At 42.4% G+C, this 15,238-nt stretch carries 15 protein-coding genes; 1 reads left to right on the top strand and 14 read right to left on the bottom strand.

Annotated elements, in window-relative coordinates; all coding sequences use genetic code 11:
* Positions 1–3: 3 nt before the first annotated feature.
* From ACRD6K_RS07975 to ACRD6K_RS07925, 11 genes are all read right to left on the bottom strand, one after another.
* On the bottom strand, positions 4–1,827 hold the full coding sequence (locus tag ACRD6K_RS07975; RefSeq protein ID WP_430972839.1) for an ABC transporter ATP-binding protein: 1,824 nt from the start codon (positions 1,825–1,827) through the stop codon (positions 4–6).
* A 30-nt stretch (positions 1,828–1,857) separates the two neighbouring features.
* On the bottom strand, positions 1,858–3,207 hold the full coding sequence (gene purB / locus ACRD6K_RS07970) for an adenylosuccinate lyase (RefSeq protein ID WP_430972838.1): 1,350 nt from the start codon (positions 3,205–3,207) through the stop codon (positions 1,858–1,860).
* Positions 3,208–3,371: 164 nt separating this feature from the next.
* Positions 3,372–4,019, bottom strand: a complete 648-nt coding sequence (locus ACRD6K_RS07965; RefSeq protein WP_430972837.1) for a hypothetical protein — start codon at positions 4,017–4,019, stop codon at positions 3,372–3,374.
* A 71-nt stretch (positions 4,020–4,090) separates the two neighbouring features.
* Positions 4,091–5,047: a nitrilase family protein gene (locus ACRD6K_RS07960; protein WP_430972836.1), complete on the bottom strand. Its 957-nt coding sequence runs from the start codon at positions 5,045–5,047 to the stop codon at positions 4,091–4,093.
* Positions 5,048–5,094: 47 nt separating this feature from the next.
* On the bottom strand, positions 5,095–6,003 hold the full coding sequence (locus ACRD6K_RS07955; RefSeq protein ID WP_430972835.1) for a M23 family metallopeptidase: 909 nt from the start codon (positions 6,001–6,003) through the stop codon (positions 5,095–5,097).
* A gap of 194 nt (positions 6,004–6,197) precedes the next feature.
* Complete coding sequence (locus tag ACRD6K_RS07950; protein WP_430972834.1) at positions 6,198–6,551, bottom strand: hypothetical protein; 354 nt, start codon at positions 6,549–6,551, stop codon at positions 6,198–6,200.
* Positions 6,548–7,402 (bottom strand): toll/interleukin-1 receptor domain-containing protein, encoded by an 855-nt coding sequence (locus ACRD6K_RS07945; protein WP_430972833.1) that lies wholly within the window; start codon positions 7,400–7,402, stop codon positions 6,548–6,550. Before ACRD6K_RS07945 ends, ACRD6K_RS07950 begins: the two co-directional genes overlap by 4 nt.
* A complete protein-coding gene (locus tag ACRD6K_RS07940; RefSeq protein WP_430972832.1) occupies positions 7,399–8,016 on the bottom strand; it encodes a hypothetical protein in 618 nt (205 codons plus the stop codon). Before ACRD6K_RS07940 ends, ACRD6K_RS07945 begins: the two co-directional genes overlap by 4 nt.
* Before the next feature lie 205 nt (positions 8,017–8,221).
* Positions 8,222–9,682, bottom strand: coding sequence for a radical SAM protein (locus ACRD6K_RS07935; RefSeq protein ID WP_430972831.1), 1,461 nt, complete (start codon positions 9,680–9,682; stop codon positions 8,222–8,224).
* Positions 9,683–10,032: 350 nt separating this feature from the next.
* Positions 10,033–10,599 (bottom strand): hypothetical protein, encoded by a 567-nt coding sequence (locus ACRD6K_RS07930; RefSeq protein WP_430972830.1) that lies wholly within the window; start codon positions 10,597–10,599, stop codon positions 10,033–10,035.
* A 37-nt stretch (positions 10,600–10,636) separates the two neighbouring features.
* The gene (locus ACRD6K_RS07925; RefSeq protein ID WP_430972829.1) at positions 10,637–10,939 is read right to left on the bottom strand and encodes a hypothetical protein; all 303 of its coding nucleotides are present in this window, start codon (positions 10,937–10,939) and stop codon (positions 10,637–10,639) included.
* 1,220 nt (positions 10,940–12,159) lie between these two features.
* On the opposite strand from ACRD6K_RS07925, the gene ACRD6K_RS07920 reads away from it, so the two are divergent.
* Positions 12,160–12,864 carry a hypothetical protein gene (locus ACRD6K_RS07920; protein WP_430972828.1) on the top strand — a complete coding sequence of 235 codons (705 nt, stop codon included), beginning with the start codon at positions 12,160–12,162 and terminating at the stop codon, positions 12,862–12,864.
* A gap of 201 nt (positions 12,865–13,065) precedes the next feature.
* Here the strand turns inward: ACRD6K_RS07920 and ACRD6K_RS07915 are convergent, their stop codons facing one another.
* The 3 genes from ACRD6K_RS07915 to ACRD6K_RS07905 all read right to left on the bottom strand — a co-directional run bounded on the left by ACRD6K_RS07915 (position 13,066) and on the right by ACRD6K_RS07905 (position 14,958).
* Positions 13,066–13,740, bottom strand: coding sequence for a transposase (locus ACRD6K_RS07915; protein ID WP_430972827.1), 675 nt, complete (start codon positions 13,738–13,740; stop codon positions 13,066–13,068).
* Positions 13,741–13,781: 41 nt separating this feature from the next.
* Positions 13,782–14,078: a hypothetical protein gene (locus tag ACRD6K_RS07910; RefSeq protein WP_430972826.1), complete on the bottom strand. Its 297-nt coding sequence runs from the start codon at positions 14,076–14,078 to the stop codon at positions 13,782–13,784.
* 256 nt (positions 14,079–14,334) lie between these two features.
* Positions 14,335–14,958, bottom strand: coding sequence for a fasciclin domain-containing protein (locus ACRD6K_RS07905; RefSeq protein ID WP_430972825.1), 624 nt, complete (start codon positions 14,956–14,958; stop codon positions 14,335–14,337).
* Positions 14,959–15,238: the final 280 nt, after the last annotated feature.

Genomic DNA, 15,238 nt, shown 5'->3' with positions numbered 1-15,238 from the left:
CCCCTAAAACACTTGCATTTGATGAAGCTTGTGGTAACGTCCCTTTTGTTCCAGTAACTGCTCATGAGTTCCCATCTCAATAATTTCGCCTTTGTGAAGCACACAAATGACATCGGCATTTTTAATGGTTGACAAGCGGTGAGCAATCACCAGCGAGGTCCTGTTTTTCATCAGGTTAAGCAAGGCTTCCTGCACCAGGCTTTCCGACTCCGTGTCCAAAGCTGAAGTAGCCTCATCCAGAATCAAAATTGGCGGGTTCTTCAAAATAGCCCGAGCAATGGATACCCGTTGTTTCTGGCCTCCGGAAAGCTTATCGCCCCGATCACCAATGTTGGTGTGATAGCCCTTCTCTGTGGCAACAATAAACTCATGGGCATTGGCAATCTTCGCGGCGTTAATCACGTCTTCTTCCGTGGCATTTTCAACCCCAAAAGCAATGTTGTTGTAGAATGTATCATTAAACAGGATGGGTTCCTGGTTCACATTTCCCATCAGGTTGCGCAAGTCATGCAATTTAATGTCCCGAATATCCTTTCCGTCAATCAGAATGGAGCCTTCAGAAACATCCCAAAAGCGCGGCAGCAAATCAACCAGGGTTGTTTTTCCCGAGCCCGACTTGCCGACAAAAGCTACCGTCTGCCCTTTATGAATTGTCAAGTTGACTTTCTTCAGCACCTTCTCATTGACATACTTGAAACTCACATTCCGGAACTCAATCGTTTCATCAAACGAGGCTTTGTCCTGTGCACCGGCTTTGTCATTGATTGTGTTTTCCTGACTCAGAATCCGGTCAATCCGGTTCATCGAAGCCAAGCCTTTTTCCACACTGTAAAGCGCCGTTGAAAAAGCCTTGGCCGGGTTAATGATGTTGTAAAAGAAGACCAGGTAGCCAATAAATGCCTGGGCCGACAAGGCACTTTCGTTGTTCAATACCAAAGCACCACCGTACCACAAAACAATAATGATCACCGTTGTTCCCAGCAGCTCGCTCATGGGGTGAGCCAAAAACCGCCGCCACATCAGTTTATTCATAATGTGCAGGTAAGCCTCATTCTCCCGGTCGAAGCGCTCATAGGCTTTTTCCTCGGCATTGAAAGCCTTAATCACACGCAGGCCCGAGATATCTTCTTCGGTAATCGATAGGATATCCCCCATTTTATCCTGCCCTTTCATGCTGGTTTTCTTCAGGCTTTTACCCACCCGGCCAATAATATAGCCGGCCACCGGAAGCAGCACAAACACAAACAGGGTCAACGACCAGCTCATATACACCATCGCTCCCAAGGAAATGATAATGATCGCCGGATTTTTGAACAACATCTCCAGCGAGTTCATCACCGAGTTCTCCACTTCCTGCACATCACCCGTCATCCGGGCAATGATGTCGCCTTTACGCTCGTCGGAGAAAAAGCCCAGAGGCAGTTGCAAAATCTTCTGATACATCTGCGAACGAATGTCGCGCACAACCCCATTGCGCAGGTAGACCATCACAAAACTGGCCAAATAGGTAAAGCCCACCTTCAAAAACACCATGATAATGATGAAAAGGCCAATGTAAATCAACGCCTGCTCGTTACCCGAAGCGATAACCACCTGGCTGATGAAGTAATTGAACATTTCCAGTGCACCATCCAAACTAAAAGAATCCAGCACCGGTTTCTCAGTCACCAGTTCCTGCGTGCGAAACAGGATACCCAGTGCCGGAATAAGCATGGCAAAGGAGAAGGCGCCAAATAAAGCGCCTAAAAAGTTAAACAGAATATTCAGAATTACCTTCCCTTTGTAAGGCGGAACAAACCGTTTGAGCAGGCCGTAAAGGTCTTTCATAATAATGAGGTCGTTTGTATTGAACCGGAATTAACTAAAAATTCCGGTATAATTATGTGGTGTTATTGTTTTGAGTTCTGCTTTCAGTTCATCGCTGATTTCCAGGGTGTCAATAAATTCATGGATCACCTCCTGGCTCATTTTCCGGTTGGTGCGCGTCAGGTTACGTAACGCTTCATACGGATTCGGATAAGCTTCGCGACGCAAAATGGTTTGAATAGCCTCGGCCACAACCGCCCAGTTTTTCTCCAAATCAGCATCAATGGCTTCCTTGTTCAGCAACAGTTTACCCAAACCTTTCAAGGTCGAGCTCACCGCAATCAAAGTGTGGCCCAATGGCATGCCAATGGTACGCAATACCGTTGAGTCGGTCAAGTCGCGCTGCAAGCGTGAAACCGGCAACTTCACCGCCAAATGTTCCAGCAAAGCGTTGGCAATCCCGATGTTTCCTTCTGAATTCTCAAAATCAATCGGATTCACTTTATGCGGCATGGCCGAAGAACCTACTTCACCGGCTTTAATTTTTTGCTTGAAATATTCCATGGAAATGTACGTCCACAAGTCGCGGTCCAGATCCAGAATAATGGAGTTGATACGTTTCAAAGCATCAAAAATAGCAGCATGGTTATCGTAATTGGCAATTTGCGTGGTGAATTGAGCACGCTCCAGTCCGAGGTATTTTTTCAGGAAATGGTTTCCAAAAGCTTTCCAGCTAATTTCGGGATAAGCAATCTGGTGCGCATTGAAGTTACCGGTGGCACCTCCAAATTTAGCATCGCAGTTGATCGCTTTTAACTGCTCCAACTGAATTTTAATCCGCTCCGAAAATACGCGAATCTCTTTTCCCAGGTTGGTTGGCGAAGCTGGTTGACCATGTGTTTTGGCCAGCATCGACACGTCTTTCCACTCCGTGGCCAGTTCATCCAGCGTATCCACCAAATCATTGATTGCCGGGTAGTATTCGTTATCCAGCGCATCATGAATCGACTTTGGAACTGCCGTATTATTGATATCCTGAGAAGTCAGTCCAAAGTGAATGAACTCTTTGTAGGCCTGAATGCCCAGTTTGTCAAACTCTTCCTTCAGAAAATATTCAACCGCTTTTACATCGTGGTTCGTCACCTTTTCAATGTCCTTTACCCGCTGGGCATCGGCAACCGAAAAATCGGCTACAATTTGCCTTAACTGGCTAAACAGTTGGTGGTCAAAGTCAGCCAACTGAGGCAGTGGCAACTCGCACAAGGCAATAAAATACTCCACTTCAACCAGTACCCGGTATTTAATCAGGGCATACTCGGAAAAATAGTTTTGCAGGTTCTCTACTTTCGATCGGTACCTACCATCAATAGGTGTAATTGCGGTCAATAAATTCAGTTCCATGATTTTAATTTTTCGAGCCACAAAGTTAGTAAATATTTTGAGTGACTTTCTACCAAAACCCCATGGATACGCTTTCGAAACATTTTGCTAACAAACCCAAAATAGCACCGTCCAGGGCTTGTTGCCAGCCGGGAAATTATGCTGAATCGATGACTTCAGTCCGGCTAAACCAACAGCCTGGCCAGTTCCCGCCGCAGCTTGGGAGGAATTTTGGTGTCCAGTACCTCCTGAAGAAAACCGTGAAGCTCCGGATTGGTAACGGGCGAAAGCCCGCTTTGTACCAGAAGTTCCAAAAAAGCAGCCAGCAAAAAGTTCTGATGCGATTCGTTGTTTTCATTCATCCGAAGCGAAGCGATCATTTCCCCCACAATGCGGTTCGTCAAGTCCGGGCGATGCCGGATGATCCGCTCCGAATAGCTGATGCAATACTTTCGTGTCGAGATTTTCTCATCCTGCAACTGCTTGTAATAATCCGGGAAAACCGCATCAAAGCGTTTGTGTAAATCCGCCGACAGCAAGTCAGCCAACAGGTCCATGCCATAATTCCGATGATACGAGTTCGCATGCTGAAGCAAGCCAACAAAGTCATCCCAATAGCGAAAGCAACCAACGGGATCGGCTGCCGTTAGCTGTTGCATAATCCGGTAAGAATGAAAATACACATTAATGTGTTGGTGCGATACCAACTGCTGCACCACCAGGTCGCGAAACGCCCAATCAAGCCGGGCACGATCCACCAAGGGGACAATGTCCACCTGGGTTTCGCGAACAAGCTCCAAATAATCGTTTTCCTTCCAGGCCTGATTATTCATAAACGATTCCAACTTTAAAGGTTCTTTAACAACAGCCTTCGTTTCATCCCTTGCCCAAAGGAAGGTTCACGCTATTCTTCTCCCGGATTCAGCCAAACCACTTTCTGTTCCGACTGGTGTTCCTGCCCAATAATGTCGCGGTAAAGTTCGGGGCGGCGTGCCTGCAGATACCGGTATCCGCCGGCTTGCTGCAATTTTTCCGGCGTAAGGGTTGCCAGGGCAAAGCTGTCCTCAAAAGTCTGGCACTCGGCCAGCACATCCCCAAACGGATCAACAATCATGGAGCAGCCATTTTTCAGCTGATCGTCATCCATCCCAATCGGGTTGGAAAACACCGCATAAATGCCATTGTCATAAGCCCGGGCCGGAAGCCATTTCATCAGCCAGCCCCGCCCCTTCATGCTCTGAAACTCCAGGCGAAGCGAGGTCGGATCATTTTCCCGGTTCTCCCATAAGGCCGGATCAACAAAACCCGCTCCGGGCCGCGTAGACGGCGTACACATGGTTACATGCGGCATAAACAGAATATCGGCACCCAACAATTTGGTGGCCCTTACATTCTCTAGAATGTTGTTGTCGTAGCAAATCAGAATGCCGCACTTCCAGCCCTTCAGCTCAAACACACAATAGGCATTTCCCGGATTCAAATGGGGATTGATAAACGGATGCAGCTTGCGGTACTTGGCCACCAAACCATTTTGATCCACACAAACGTAAGCTTTGAACAGCTCATCCTGAGCATCTTTCTCAAACAAGCCGGCCAACACCACAATCCCGTGCTTTCTGGCAATTTGAGTCAAACGTTGCACACTCTCCCCTTCCGGAATCAACTCCGACAAATCCAACAGCTGTTCTTTCGAAAGGTGCCGGGCAAAGGTGTAGCCCGTCACCGAACATTCGTGAAACGCAATGGCATCGGCTCCTTGCCGGGCAGCCTCACCGGCCAACCGATCCATCACACCCAGGTTATAATCTTTATCCCCACTCCGGTTTTCAAATTGTGCACTCGCTAGTTTTAGTTTTTCCATGGTTCCGTTTGTTGGTGGTTATCGGTTTGTTCGCCTGATCTGTATCTCTATTTTATTCTAATGATGTCGTTCTTGATGTACTTGTTGCCATTAAAGAGAATCTCCACCGGCCTGTTGGTTTCATCCCGCACATGAATATGCAAATGGGGAGATGAACTTTCTCCGGAATTTCCAACAAGCCCAATAAAATCCCCCATCTCCACCAGATCAAGCGTGTCAACAACGATGGTGTGCTGCTTGAAATGAGCTAAAATAATGTAGTTATCCTGGTTTTTAATGGCCACCACATTGGCTCTGTCATCGGCAAAATCTTCCAGTTTGCCCGGTTCATGATCGGGCTGATCGTTTACCACAGTTGTGATGATTCCTGAACACGGGCTAAAAATGCTATCCCCAAAGATGTAAGAGTCAGCATTCAATGCATCGGGTTGCAACAAGCTTAACCCAGTATTCCCGAATTTTCCAAGCTTAACAAAATCGAAAGCCCGATGGTAATAGGCTTGCTCCAGTTCGATATGGTAATTCAGCAAAACATTATTTCCACCGCCTACAATAGCATAGTTACCGTTTTTAAAGGGAAAGTGCAGGTCAATTTCCTTCGAGGGCTTTTCAAGCCTCGTACTTAAGTCGATATACAGCAAAGGAATAATCAACAAGCCAAGCAGCATTGCTTTAAAAAAGTAGCCCCCCATTTTTACCCAGCCAGGGGCCATGTTTCGGACAACGCGTTTGGTGTATCGAAGACTCAGGCCCAAAGCCAGCAAGTAAAAAACCAGGTAAACGTATTTTAAATAGGCCGAACCATAAGTTGTCCAAGGAATGTAAACATAGACGAGATACATAAACACGGCTGAGCTTAGCACATGGAGCAGGTAGGCCCTGTTTGATTGCTTCCCAAAAAGCAGGAGCAAAACAATGCCAATTATACTCATATGGACAACAAGTGCTTGTATCATCTTCTTTTATTATGTCGGGTCTTGCAAGCAGGGCACTAATTATAAATCCGCGCTAATGGAGGCTTAAACGCTTGTTTATTTATAGGTCTTGCAGGCAGGGCCGGATTAAAAATCTACGCTAGCGGAAGTTCTATCACCGCAATGCAATAACCAAAATGCTAGGCAGTCGCTTTAAATTTTCATCTATTTAAGACTCAAAGATGCCAAGTATTAATTAGTTCTTTTATAGTTATATTTTTCTTTATTGTGCCGTCCAATAGTTTTCCGTTCTGTGAAAGATAAACTACATGTTTACCTCTATTTATTTCTGTATCACTAGGGAAACGATATAATCCAAAATCAAGACGAAGTCTTTTGGAAATTATTGGAAATGTTACATTAGGATGTTTTTCTTTTCCATGCTCTTTATAATGACCATTAAAAAACTTGATCCAAGAAAGGATACTTATAAACTCATCGTCTGTAAATTCAAAAGGAGTTTCATCTTCCAAAATAATGCCTTCAGGAAGCCTTTTTTGAATTTCTTTTAAACATGTTTCTTTTTTCATTTTAAATCTATTAAAGATTTTACTATATCGTCAATTGTATGTATTGATGTATTTAATGCCATCTTATCTGCTAAAGAAGGACTAAATTCTAGCACCTCATCTTTTGATATTTTGTGCCAAATAGGAAGAATTACCTTATGTCCATTCATTTCTCTAGCAACCATGCCATTAAGTTCATATTCTGTCCAATTCTTTTTCACAAATGAAGGTGATACTATAACAATGCCATACCTAGATTTTGATAATCCTTGGTCAATTTTCTTTCTTAAGCTATCGCCAATCTTTAATTCGAATTCATCGTACCAAACTTCAAATCCATTGTCTTTTAATACATTAGCTAATTCTCTAACAATCTCTTCTTTATCTTCTGTTGCATGTGATATAAAAAAATCAAATTCTTTAGAATATCCATTTTGGGATTCATTATTATTTATTGAGGAATAATTTTGATTAATTAGAAAATCTAATTGAGATTTTTGCTTTTCAATATCTTGCCTTAGTCTTTTTTGAAAGTCAAGTTGTTCTTGTCTTAATTTATTTTGCTCGTGGATTTCAGCTTTACGAAGGTCTTGTTTCTTTCTACCAAGTTCTTTGGATTTATCAGCTATCTTCTTTTGATAATCAGCTATTCTTTTCCTACAATCAGAGATGTTTCTTTGATAACCATCTATTTGCCTTCGTTTACTTTGTAAAGTTGATAACGAGGTATTTTTATTAATAGATCTATTTACAGTATCGATTTGTCGATTTTTGTCGTTTTCTTTTTTGTTCTCGTCTGCGATTTTCTTTTGCAAATCTGCAATCTCTTTTTCAATCTTATTAATCTGATTTTGGTAGTAATCTGAATTCATCTGTCTTTTTTTTGCTTGTGCCCAACGGTCACTTGTGAGTTAGGGGCAGTTATTATCGATTTCATCATTTTTGTCAAAGTAAGGATTGTTGCAAAACCTGTAATAAAAGTTGCAATTATTCGTGATTGCTCTTTTTGTACATTCAATTCATGAGCTTCCTCATTTCGGATAATTTTGAGAACTGAAATTACATGATAGTCCTCTGTAGAAATAACACCATTTAATCTAGCCAATTCTAAATAGTCCGCAAATGAAGGATTTTTTCGTTTGTTTTCAGATGCAATCTCTTTTAACTTTTCATCTCCTTTGAAAAGCTTTTTCAATAAATTCTCTATTATTTTTGCTAGAGCCATTAGTGCTTTTGTTTCTTGTTTAATTTCAATCAAAGCAGCAATTTGCCCTAATTCATTTGAAACACTTGGGTCAATTTCTGAATTATTTTCAATTAGTTCCTTTAATTGATTTTTAATTTTTTTGTTAAGATTCTCATTTTCACTAATCTCTTTCTCAAGTGCTATTATCTTTTTGTTTTTATTTTCTCTGTCAATGAATAACCAAAAGATGAGTAATCCAGCAACAATACTAAGAACGGTATTAAAATTCGTTTTTGTCATTTAGGTTTAATTCTAGAATAATCTAAATATTTGTTTATTTCTTTCTTCTTGTAACTTTTCTAATAGCATAGAACTCTGAACAGCAAAAATCACCAATAACAATTATGTTATTTTTAGTCTCCAGTCTAGCTGCTTTTCCATGGATTGGACAAACTTTATATTTGAATTTTTCAATTAACTTTTTATTGAGTGTTTTATTCATTGATTATTTCCTCTCGAAAACCATTTCTTTATTGATTTTAGCGATGTCACAGAAATATTCATTTACTGCTAAGGGGTCTCCTTGAGGGTTCTCATTGGCATTCCGGACCATGCACATAGTACAAAACTCTTTATCTGAACATTGAATACATCTTGGAAAGTCTCTTTTGCGCAGGTTTCTTAGATATTGAACTTTTTCAGAATTCTCCCAAATATCAATGAGAGACGTATTTTTTATATTGCCAACAACATAATCTTGCCAGCCAGCACATGGATACACATTTCCATTATCTGCAATGCAAATAGATGAATCACAAACACTACATACGAAATCGTCTGGTTTTATGTTTTTGTTTTTATCAGCTTCAATTTCTATTTGTTCCAGATATTTGGGATCACTCGCAGTTTTATCTTTAATAATTTCTTTAATTTCACTAATTGATAACCGGCAACCTAAATTTTGAGTTGTATGATTATATCTTGCAATGATGATGTAATCATCTCCTGCATAAACCCCATGATCCCTAGCCCATTTAATTACTTTGTCATAACAACCTTTATTTTGCTTCATAATAGGACAACTTATTTGTAAAGGGATATCGTTTTCAATCAGCCTCAAAATAGCTGTTCTTGTTTTTTCAAAACTCCCTTGTGTTTGAGTTATCTCATCATGAATATGAGGATCCATTGAATATAATGAGACTTGAACACCTAAAAGAGGATTCTTCTTCATTTCTACAATGATTTCATCATTAAGCAGTGTTAAATTACTAAGTACATTAACTGAAAAATCATATTCTCTGCATTTCCTCAAGAAATCACAAAAGCTTCTGTGCAACATTGGCTCACCACCACTTAAGGTTAAATGCAGTAGCTTCATATCTTTACATTGCTTAAGAATTTCATAAAACAAATCAGGCTCAATATAACTTGTCTTAGTTTCATGAGGGATATAGCAATGTACGCATCTTTCATTGCATTTACTTATGACTTCTATGTGTAAACTTGTAAGCTGAGGCTTGCCATTGAAGTGTTCTTCTAAAAAGTCTTGAGTTGATTTTTCAGGATACCTAATTGTTGAAATAAAATCTCGTTCTTCTGTTTCAGGTTCTAAAGACTTATATGAAAATCCTATATCTTTCTCTTCACATTCCTGCAAGCTCTCTCCAGAAACAATAAATCCATCTCGTTCAAGTATGCTATAAAATTCGATAGCATCGTCCTTTATTGTTTTAATGTCAACATCTGAAAATTGCTTGTGAATCTTTATAGCTAGTTCATCGAGGGTTTGAGCTTGCCTGCCCAAAACGGACAAAAAAACTGCCCCACTTTCTGATAAAATTTTGTCACCGATATGACTTTCGTTATCATCCGCTTTTTTATATCCAAAATTTCGGTTGTCTGTTATATACCCAAAAGATTCATAGGTTCGGAATATAACATTAGATTTTTGCTTGAAATACATAGAATTACATTTTAGTAATCAGGCGGCAAGATATCGAGATATCTTGTCGCCTGATAGGATTCTCTAACGTCCACCGCGCGGACCTGGGGGATTACATGGTCTTCCACTCGGCTTACTATTAGGTCGGCAATCCGCCATCTGCACAGTACTCTGGGCCATTACTTTAGGTTTTTTATAAGACATATATTTCACACCTCCTTTCAATAATTACTATCAAGATTGTCAGTATCTGATCTAAGCTTTTATTTAATAAACTTCATTCCCATGCTACCGCGCGATTGCATCGCGTGGTAGCCGTTTATATCCATTACATCATTCAAACACACAATAAAATAGAACGATAACGGGACTTAAAAAACCATCCTTTCATAAACAATTTCAATGTCCAACATGATCCAGGAGCCTGTCTTAAAGTCGTAGTATTCTTTAGAAATCAATAGTTTTAAATGATCCGAATCAACAACCTCCAAGTCACTATTGATTGTTACCGTTCTATTGACATCCTCCCTACCGTTAGAACCTTGCTCCAGGTAACTTTTGTCTTTTAATACAAATGAGTTGTTTTCGTAGTGGTAAGTCGTTCCAAATCCATAGCTGATATAGTTCGCCCAACCTTCAGAGCCACCAGTTTCGGCGTCTGGGCTTAGCCATGTTTTTGGAAAGAAAAATGAAAGCAACTGAGCTGAATTTGTCGAATTCTCGAGCGGCCTAACTTCTAAGTCAACAAAGTTGAAGGAAGTGATTTCATCCGTAAGTTCGTTTGAGCTTGATTTATCGTTGTTCAAATCAACTGCTATATCCGATTTGTACGATACAATCGTATACTGTCCGGTGTATTGCTCAAACTCCTGGTCTAAAGGATCGTCACTACAAGCCACTAAAAATAAGGCAAGTAAAATAATTACGTACGATTTCATGGACTTCTGATTTATCATGGTTTTGTATCCTTCCTTATCACTTCACTTTTTCGTAGTTCGGAAGCAATTCCCGGTACCATCTTTTCAATTGATTGTCTTCAAATAAAAACATGTAGAACTCATCGTCTTCATAGAAATCACGGTACGACAGCACCTCAATGACCACCTCACCCGCCATGCGTTTTTCGGCAATGGTGTAGCCCTTCCCCAGGATCGTGGTCACCTGGTCTTTGGACATGCCGAGTTCCAGTTGGTCCATATTCGCACTGGTCATATTTACCATCGAAGAGCAACCGATTAAAAAAAACAAGAGTAGAAATCCGAGTAAATAGTTTTTCATTTGTTTAGGTTTAGTTCCGGGGCCAGGTTCTTTCCCTTCTTTGGCCGGCCCCAAGCTACCGCGCGAATGCATCGCGTGGTATCCGTTTATAATAAGACCATGATCCAAGCCCCTTCGCCACTCACTAAGCTTCCTCGCTCCTAAGGCTTATTCTCACCAACTCCCCAAGATACTCATTTCCACGAACTAAACAGTACGTGTATTGGCAGCTTTGGGGCTTGGAGGCTGTTTGTTCGCGAACAAAGGTGCACTAAGCGGTTTTAAATCTTTGCTATACCCTTTGTTTTCAACAGCTTTCAAAACCATTAATAAACAAAATCATGCTGAAGAACATAAAATATTCGCAAGTCAGTGGGCTTTATTCCTTCCCTTTTATATTCATAATCATTAATTTTAGTAAGTCGTTTCGGATCGTCCGGTTATTGGCCGGAGCAAGTTCTAAAGCGTACCGATTCGTATAACGGCCCTACCCCGGACTTTGGAGACCGCTTCCGGGGGTTGAATGACTCTCAAAATCGCTGGATTCACCCCTGGAAGTTCTTTGACAAATCAAGCTGTTCCTTCAAACAGTTTCCCTTTGGCTTAAAATACCCAACCGGGCGCCTGGTGCATCGGGCCGAGCCCTTTGTCCACCGGAAAAAGGCCTTGGAAGACTCTCCAAAGCAGTCCGGATACTTAAAAAAGCAGTCCGCACACCGAAAAAAGTGGTCCGGACACTCCAAAAACAGCTCCGGATACTCAGCCGACCAAAAAAGTAGCGTTTCAACTGCTCGGAATTGTGTTTCAAGTGCTCGGTTTTGTGTTTGAACTCGTCGGTTACGCGTTTGAACTGCTCGGTTTTGTGTTTGAACTGCTCGCTTGAGTGTTTGAACCACTCCGCCAGGTGTTTGAACTGCCCGGCTGAGTGTTTGAACCGCTCGGCTAAGTGTTCGAACCGCTCGGAATTGTGTTTCAACTAAAAACGACGGACTTGGACATTTTCTAGTTAGGGTTTCACTTGAAGTGAAGCCCTAACTGGCAGGCTGGACTGAAGCCCTTACTAGCAGGCTGGAGTGAAGCCCTAACTGGCAGGCTAATGAAGTGAAGCCCTTACTCGCAACATTCAGGATAATCAATTGCAAATCGGAATTTGCGACACCGAACTCCATCCCACCGATGAAACTTATCTGAAAAAAGTGGTCCGACCGGACCTGCGAATTATAAACCTTAAATTAAGAACAATGAGAAAAAAGACTGTTACCGTAAAATTCAAAATTGCACTCTCTGCACTTTACACGCTTGCCATGACCAAAGTCGGTTTTATGCTGCGCGATTTGGTCGAGTTTATCAAATACGGGGTGACCGAAGAGAAGCTGAACGCTTTCAAAGGGTTGCTAACCGACTATGCCAACATCCCGACCGACGATGAGCTGGTGGGTGTGCAGGTAGGCGCCACCCAGGAAAAAGACGAGGCGGCCATCCAGCTGCGCGATGCGGTTTCGGAAATTATGCAGCGCGTGGAAAACAAATTTGGTGCACAATCGGGGAACTACCGGAAATTTGGCTTTTCGGGCGTTAGCGATCTGGACGGCGGCAAGCTAAGTTACGTGGCCCGGCGGGTGCATCGGGTGGCCACAGCCATGTTACCCCAGCTGGAAAGTGAAGGACTGACACCGGAAATTCTGGCCGAACTGAACACCCGGATCGATACCTACGAACAGGCCCTGAGCAAACAGGAAGACGCCATTGCCGACCGCGACATTGCCACCGAAGATCGCGTGGAAAAAGCCAACGAGATTTATGCCCTGCTGGTGAAATACTGCAATACCGGCAAAAAAATATGGGAAGATACCAACGAAGCCAAATACAACGACTACATCATTTACGACACCCCAACCGGCAAACCCAAAGATGCCCACGAAGCCCTCAGCAAAACGGAAGGGTAAGCGGATTGCAGGGTGAGTGATAGTAAGGGTTTCACTTGAAGTGAAGCCCTTACTCGCAAGCTGGAGTGAAGTCTTTACTGGCAGGCTGGAGTGAAGCCCTAACTTGCAAGCTGCTAAATGAAGTGAAGCCCTTACTGGCAGGCTGGAGTGAAACCCTTACTGGCAGGCTGGAGTGAAACCCTTACTCAAAGGCTAACGAAACTAGCGATAAACCAAGCCAAATTCATTGGCTCGTTCCTTGTTAATCAGCTTTCCATTCCGTAAGCCGGCATAATCCCGGGCCGAAGAAAACGCCCACTCCTCCATTTCCCCGACCAGCGCATCCTTTACCGGATTGGCATGGATGTAATCAAAACAGACCTGGGGATAATCGTCCTCTGCAAAAGCCCTGCTAATTATTGCTCCATAGCGGGATTGAAACCAGGCAGGAGAAATGCCATCTGTTTGGGTGAGGCAGCGGGCTTTGGTTGCTTTTTGGAAAAGGCTTCCTGTTCGGTTTTCCTGTTTCTGAATCGCCCGGCTATACGATCGAAGCATAATGCCAATCGAGTCATTCAATGATCTTGACTTTTTGGATAGTGAGGGTTTCACTTCGAGTGAAGCCCTTACTGGCAAGTTACTGAATGGAGCATAGCCCTCACTTTTAACCGGCATCCTAATTTCATTCACATGCACCATCAAATGGAAATGGGTTGGCATCAAACACCAGGCTAAAAGGTCAGCATGCGGCAACACATGAGTTCTGATCTTTTCAATAAAAAACAAATAGTTGTCGCGGGTAAAAAACAAGCGTTGCGAGTTGTTGCCCCGATTGAAAACATGGTAAATATGACCGGTTTCAAATTCCACAGGTTGATTCGAAATTGGTTGCTTCAAATTACGACTTTAACACAAATCCGGCAAACCTTGTTGGATAGTTAGGGTTTCACTTGAAGTGAAGCCCTAACTGGCAGGCTACTGAATGAAGCATTGTCCTCACTTTTAACCGGCATCCTAATTTCATTCACATGCACCATCAAATGGAAATGGGTTGCCATTAAACACCAGGCTAAAAGATCGGCATGCGGCAAAATATAAGTTCTGATCTTTTCAATAAAAAACAAGTAGTTGTCGCGGGTAAAAAACAAGCGTTGCGAGTTGTTGCCCCGATTGAAAACATGGTAAATATGACCGGTTTCAAATTCCACGGTTTGATTCGAAACTGGTTGCTTCAAATTATGATTTTAACGCAAATCCGGCAAACCTTGTTGGATAGTTAGGGTTTCACTTGAAGTGAAGCCCTAACTGGCAAGTTTCGATCAATTCGCTCACCCACTCTCTGGCCATACCGGCGGGATGCTAACAGCCCGGATAACATCAAGCTATCCGGGCTGTAGTTGTATTTTCGCCTCCCTGCTTAATCTGCAGGCGGGAAAACCTGAGCATCAGGCCTATTTCCGTTCCCATCCTCAAGCAAGGAGCAGGCAGGAGCTACGGCACAATAGGCAGAATTACCGTATCAATCACGTGAATAATTCCATTGGATGCTGAAACATTAGTATCAACAAAATAAGCCGTATTGCCAACTGCGGTAATCATTGGCGTCGTGTCTACCATAAACGTTACTCCCAATAGGGTTTCAATGGTGCGAACATTCATTTTGGGAACAACACTGTTGGAAGCCCGTCGGCCATCCGTAACATGATAAAGTAGCACATCCCGAACCAGTTCTGCCGGGAGTTCATCGATTCCGCCAACCCCAAGGGCACTGTAAAGCGCCATAAAGGCCGCATCAGTAGGAGCAAAAACAGTGTACTGATCGGTTCCGTTTAAGGCACCTACCAGTCCGGTTCCTAACTCCGCATCGACAAAGAGAAGCGCTTTAACCAATTCATTGAATTCGCCCTCTGCATCTGCCGGATCACCAGCAAAATCAAGCGCGATTTCAACAATGGTTAAGTCACCCTTTTTAATCGCTTTGCCACTTTTTAAATTCTCATCCCCCATTGAATTGGGAATAATACCGTCGTCAACCTTGTTACAGCCAACAACAAACAATGTAAAAACAAACACCATCAGTAAGGTCAGTTTGTTCAATAATCGCAATTTTCTCATCTTACTTAACTAAATAATGGATTAAAAAAATAAAACATACACTGCATTTTCATCAAATTGCAAGTTGTATTCAGCGCGGAAGTTTGTGTGGGAATCGTTTAAGCCTCAAGCTTTAAACGTGCCATGTACTATGGCAGAGGAATGTGTTAGTTTTTAAACCGGAAAAAAAAGTTACAACAAAATCACCGAAAAAAAAAATATACCTACTTGGACAGAAATCAAAAATAGTCGACCTAAGGAATTACAGATGAGCCGTTTTACTAATCCGAACAACAAGAGT

Source organism: Sunxiuqinia rutila, from assembly GCF_050589705.1.
GTDB lineage: Bacteria > Bacteroidota > Bacteroidia > Bacteroidales > Prolixibacteraceae > Sunxiuqinia > Sunxiuqinia rutila.
This window is presented reverse-complemented; position numbering and strand designations above follow the sequence as displayed.

Coding starts and splice junctions, on each gene's coding strand:
- ACRD6K_RS07920 (WP_430972828.1), top strand. CDS start 12,160: ATGAGAAAAAAGACTGTTACCGTAAAATTCAAAATTGCACTCTCTGCA.
- ACRD6K_RS07935 (WP_430972831.1), bottom strand. CDS start 9,682: ATGTATTTCAAGCAAAAATCTAATGTTATATTCCGAACCTATGAATCT.
- ACRD6K_RS07960 (WP_430972836.1), bottom strand. CDS start 5,047: ATGGAAAAACTAAAACTAGCGAGTGCACAATTTGAAAACCGGAGTGGG.
- purB (WP_430972838.1), bottom strand. CDS start 3,207: ATGGAACTGAATTTATTGACCGCAATTACACCTATTGATGGTAGGTAC.
- ACRD6K_RS07975 (WP_430972839.1), bottom strand. CDS start 1,827: ATGAAAGACCTTTACGGCCTGCTCAAACGGTTTGTTCCGCCTTACAAA.
- ACRD6K_RS07930 (WP_430972830.1), bottom strand. CDS start 10,599: ATGAAATCGTACGTAATTATTTTACTTGCCTTATTTTTAGTGGCTTGT.
- ACRD6K_RS07950 (WP_430972834.1), bottom strand. CDS start 6,551: ATGAAAAAAGAAACATGTTTAAAAGAAATTCAAAAAAGGCTTCCTGAA.
- ACRD6K_RS07925 (WP_430972829.1), bottom strand. CDS start 10,939: ATGAAAAACTATTTACTCGGATTTCTACTCTTGTTTTTTTTAATCGGT.
- ACRD6K_RS07905 (WP_430972825.1), bottom strand. CDS start 14,958: ATGAGAAAATTGCGATTATTGAACAAACTGACCTTACTGATGGTGTTT.
- ACRD6K_RS07955 (WP_430972835.1), bottom strand. CDS start 6,003: ATGATACAAGCACTTGTTGTCCATATGAGTATAATTGGCATTGTTTTG.
- ACRD6K_RS07965 (WP_430972837.1), bottom strand. CDS start 4,019: ATGAATAATCAGGCCTGGAAGGAAAACGATTATTTGGAGCTTGTTCGC.
- ACRD6K_RS07945 (WP_430972833.1), bottom strand. CDS start 7,402: ATGAATTCAGATTACTACCAAAATCAGATTAATAAGATTGAAAAAGAG.
- ACRD6K_RS07940 (WP_430972832.1), bottom strand. CDS start 8,016: ATGACAAAAACGAATTTTAATACCGTTCTTAGTATTGTTGCTGGATTA.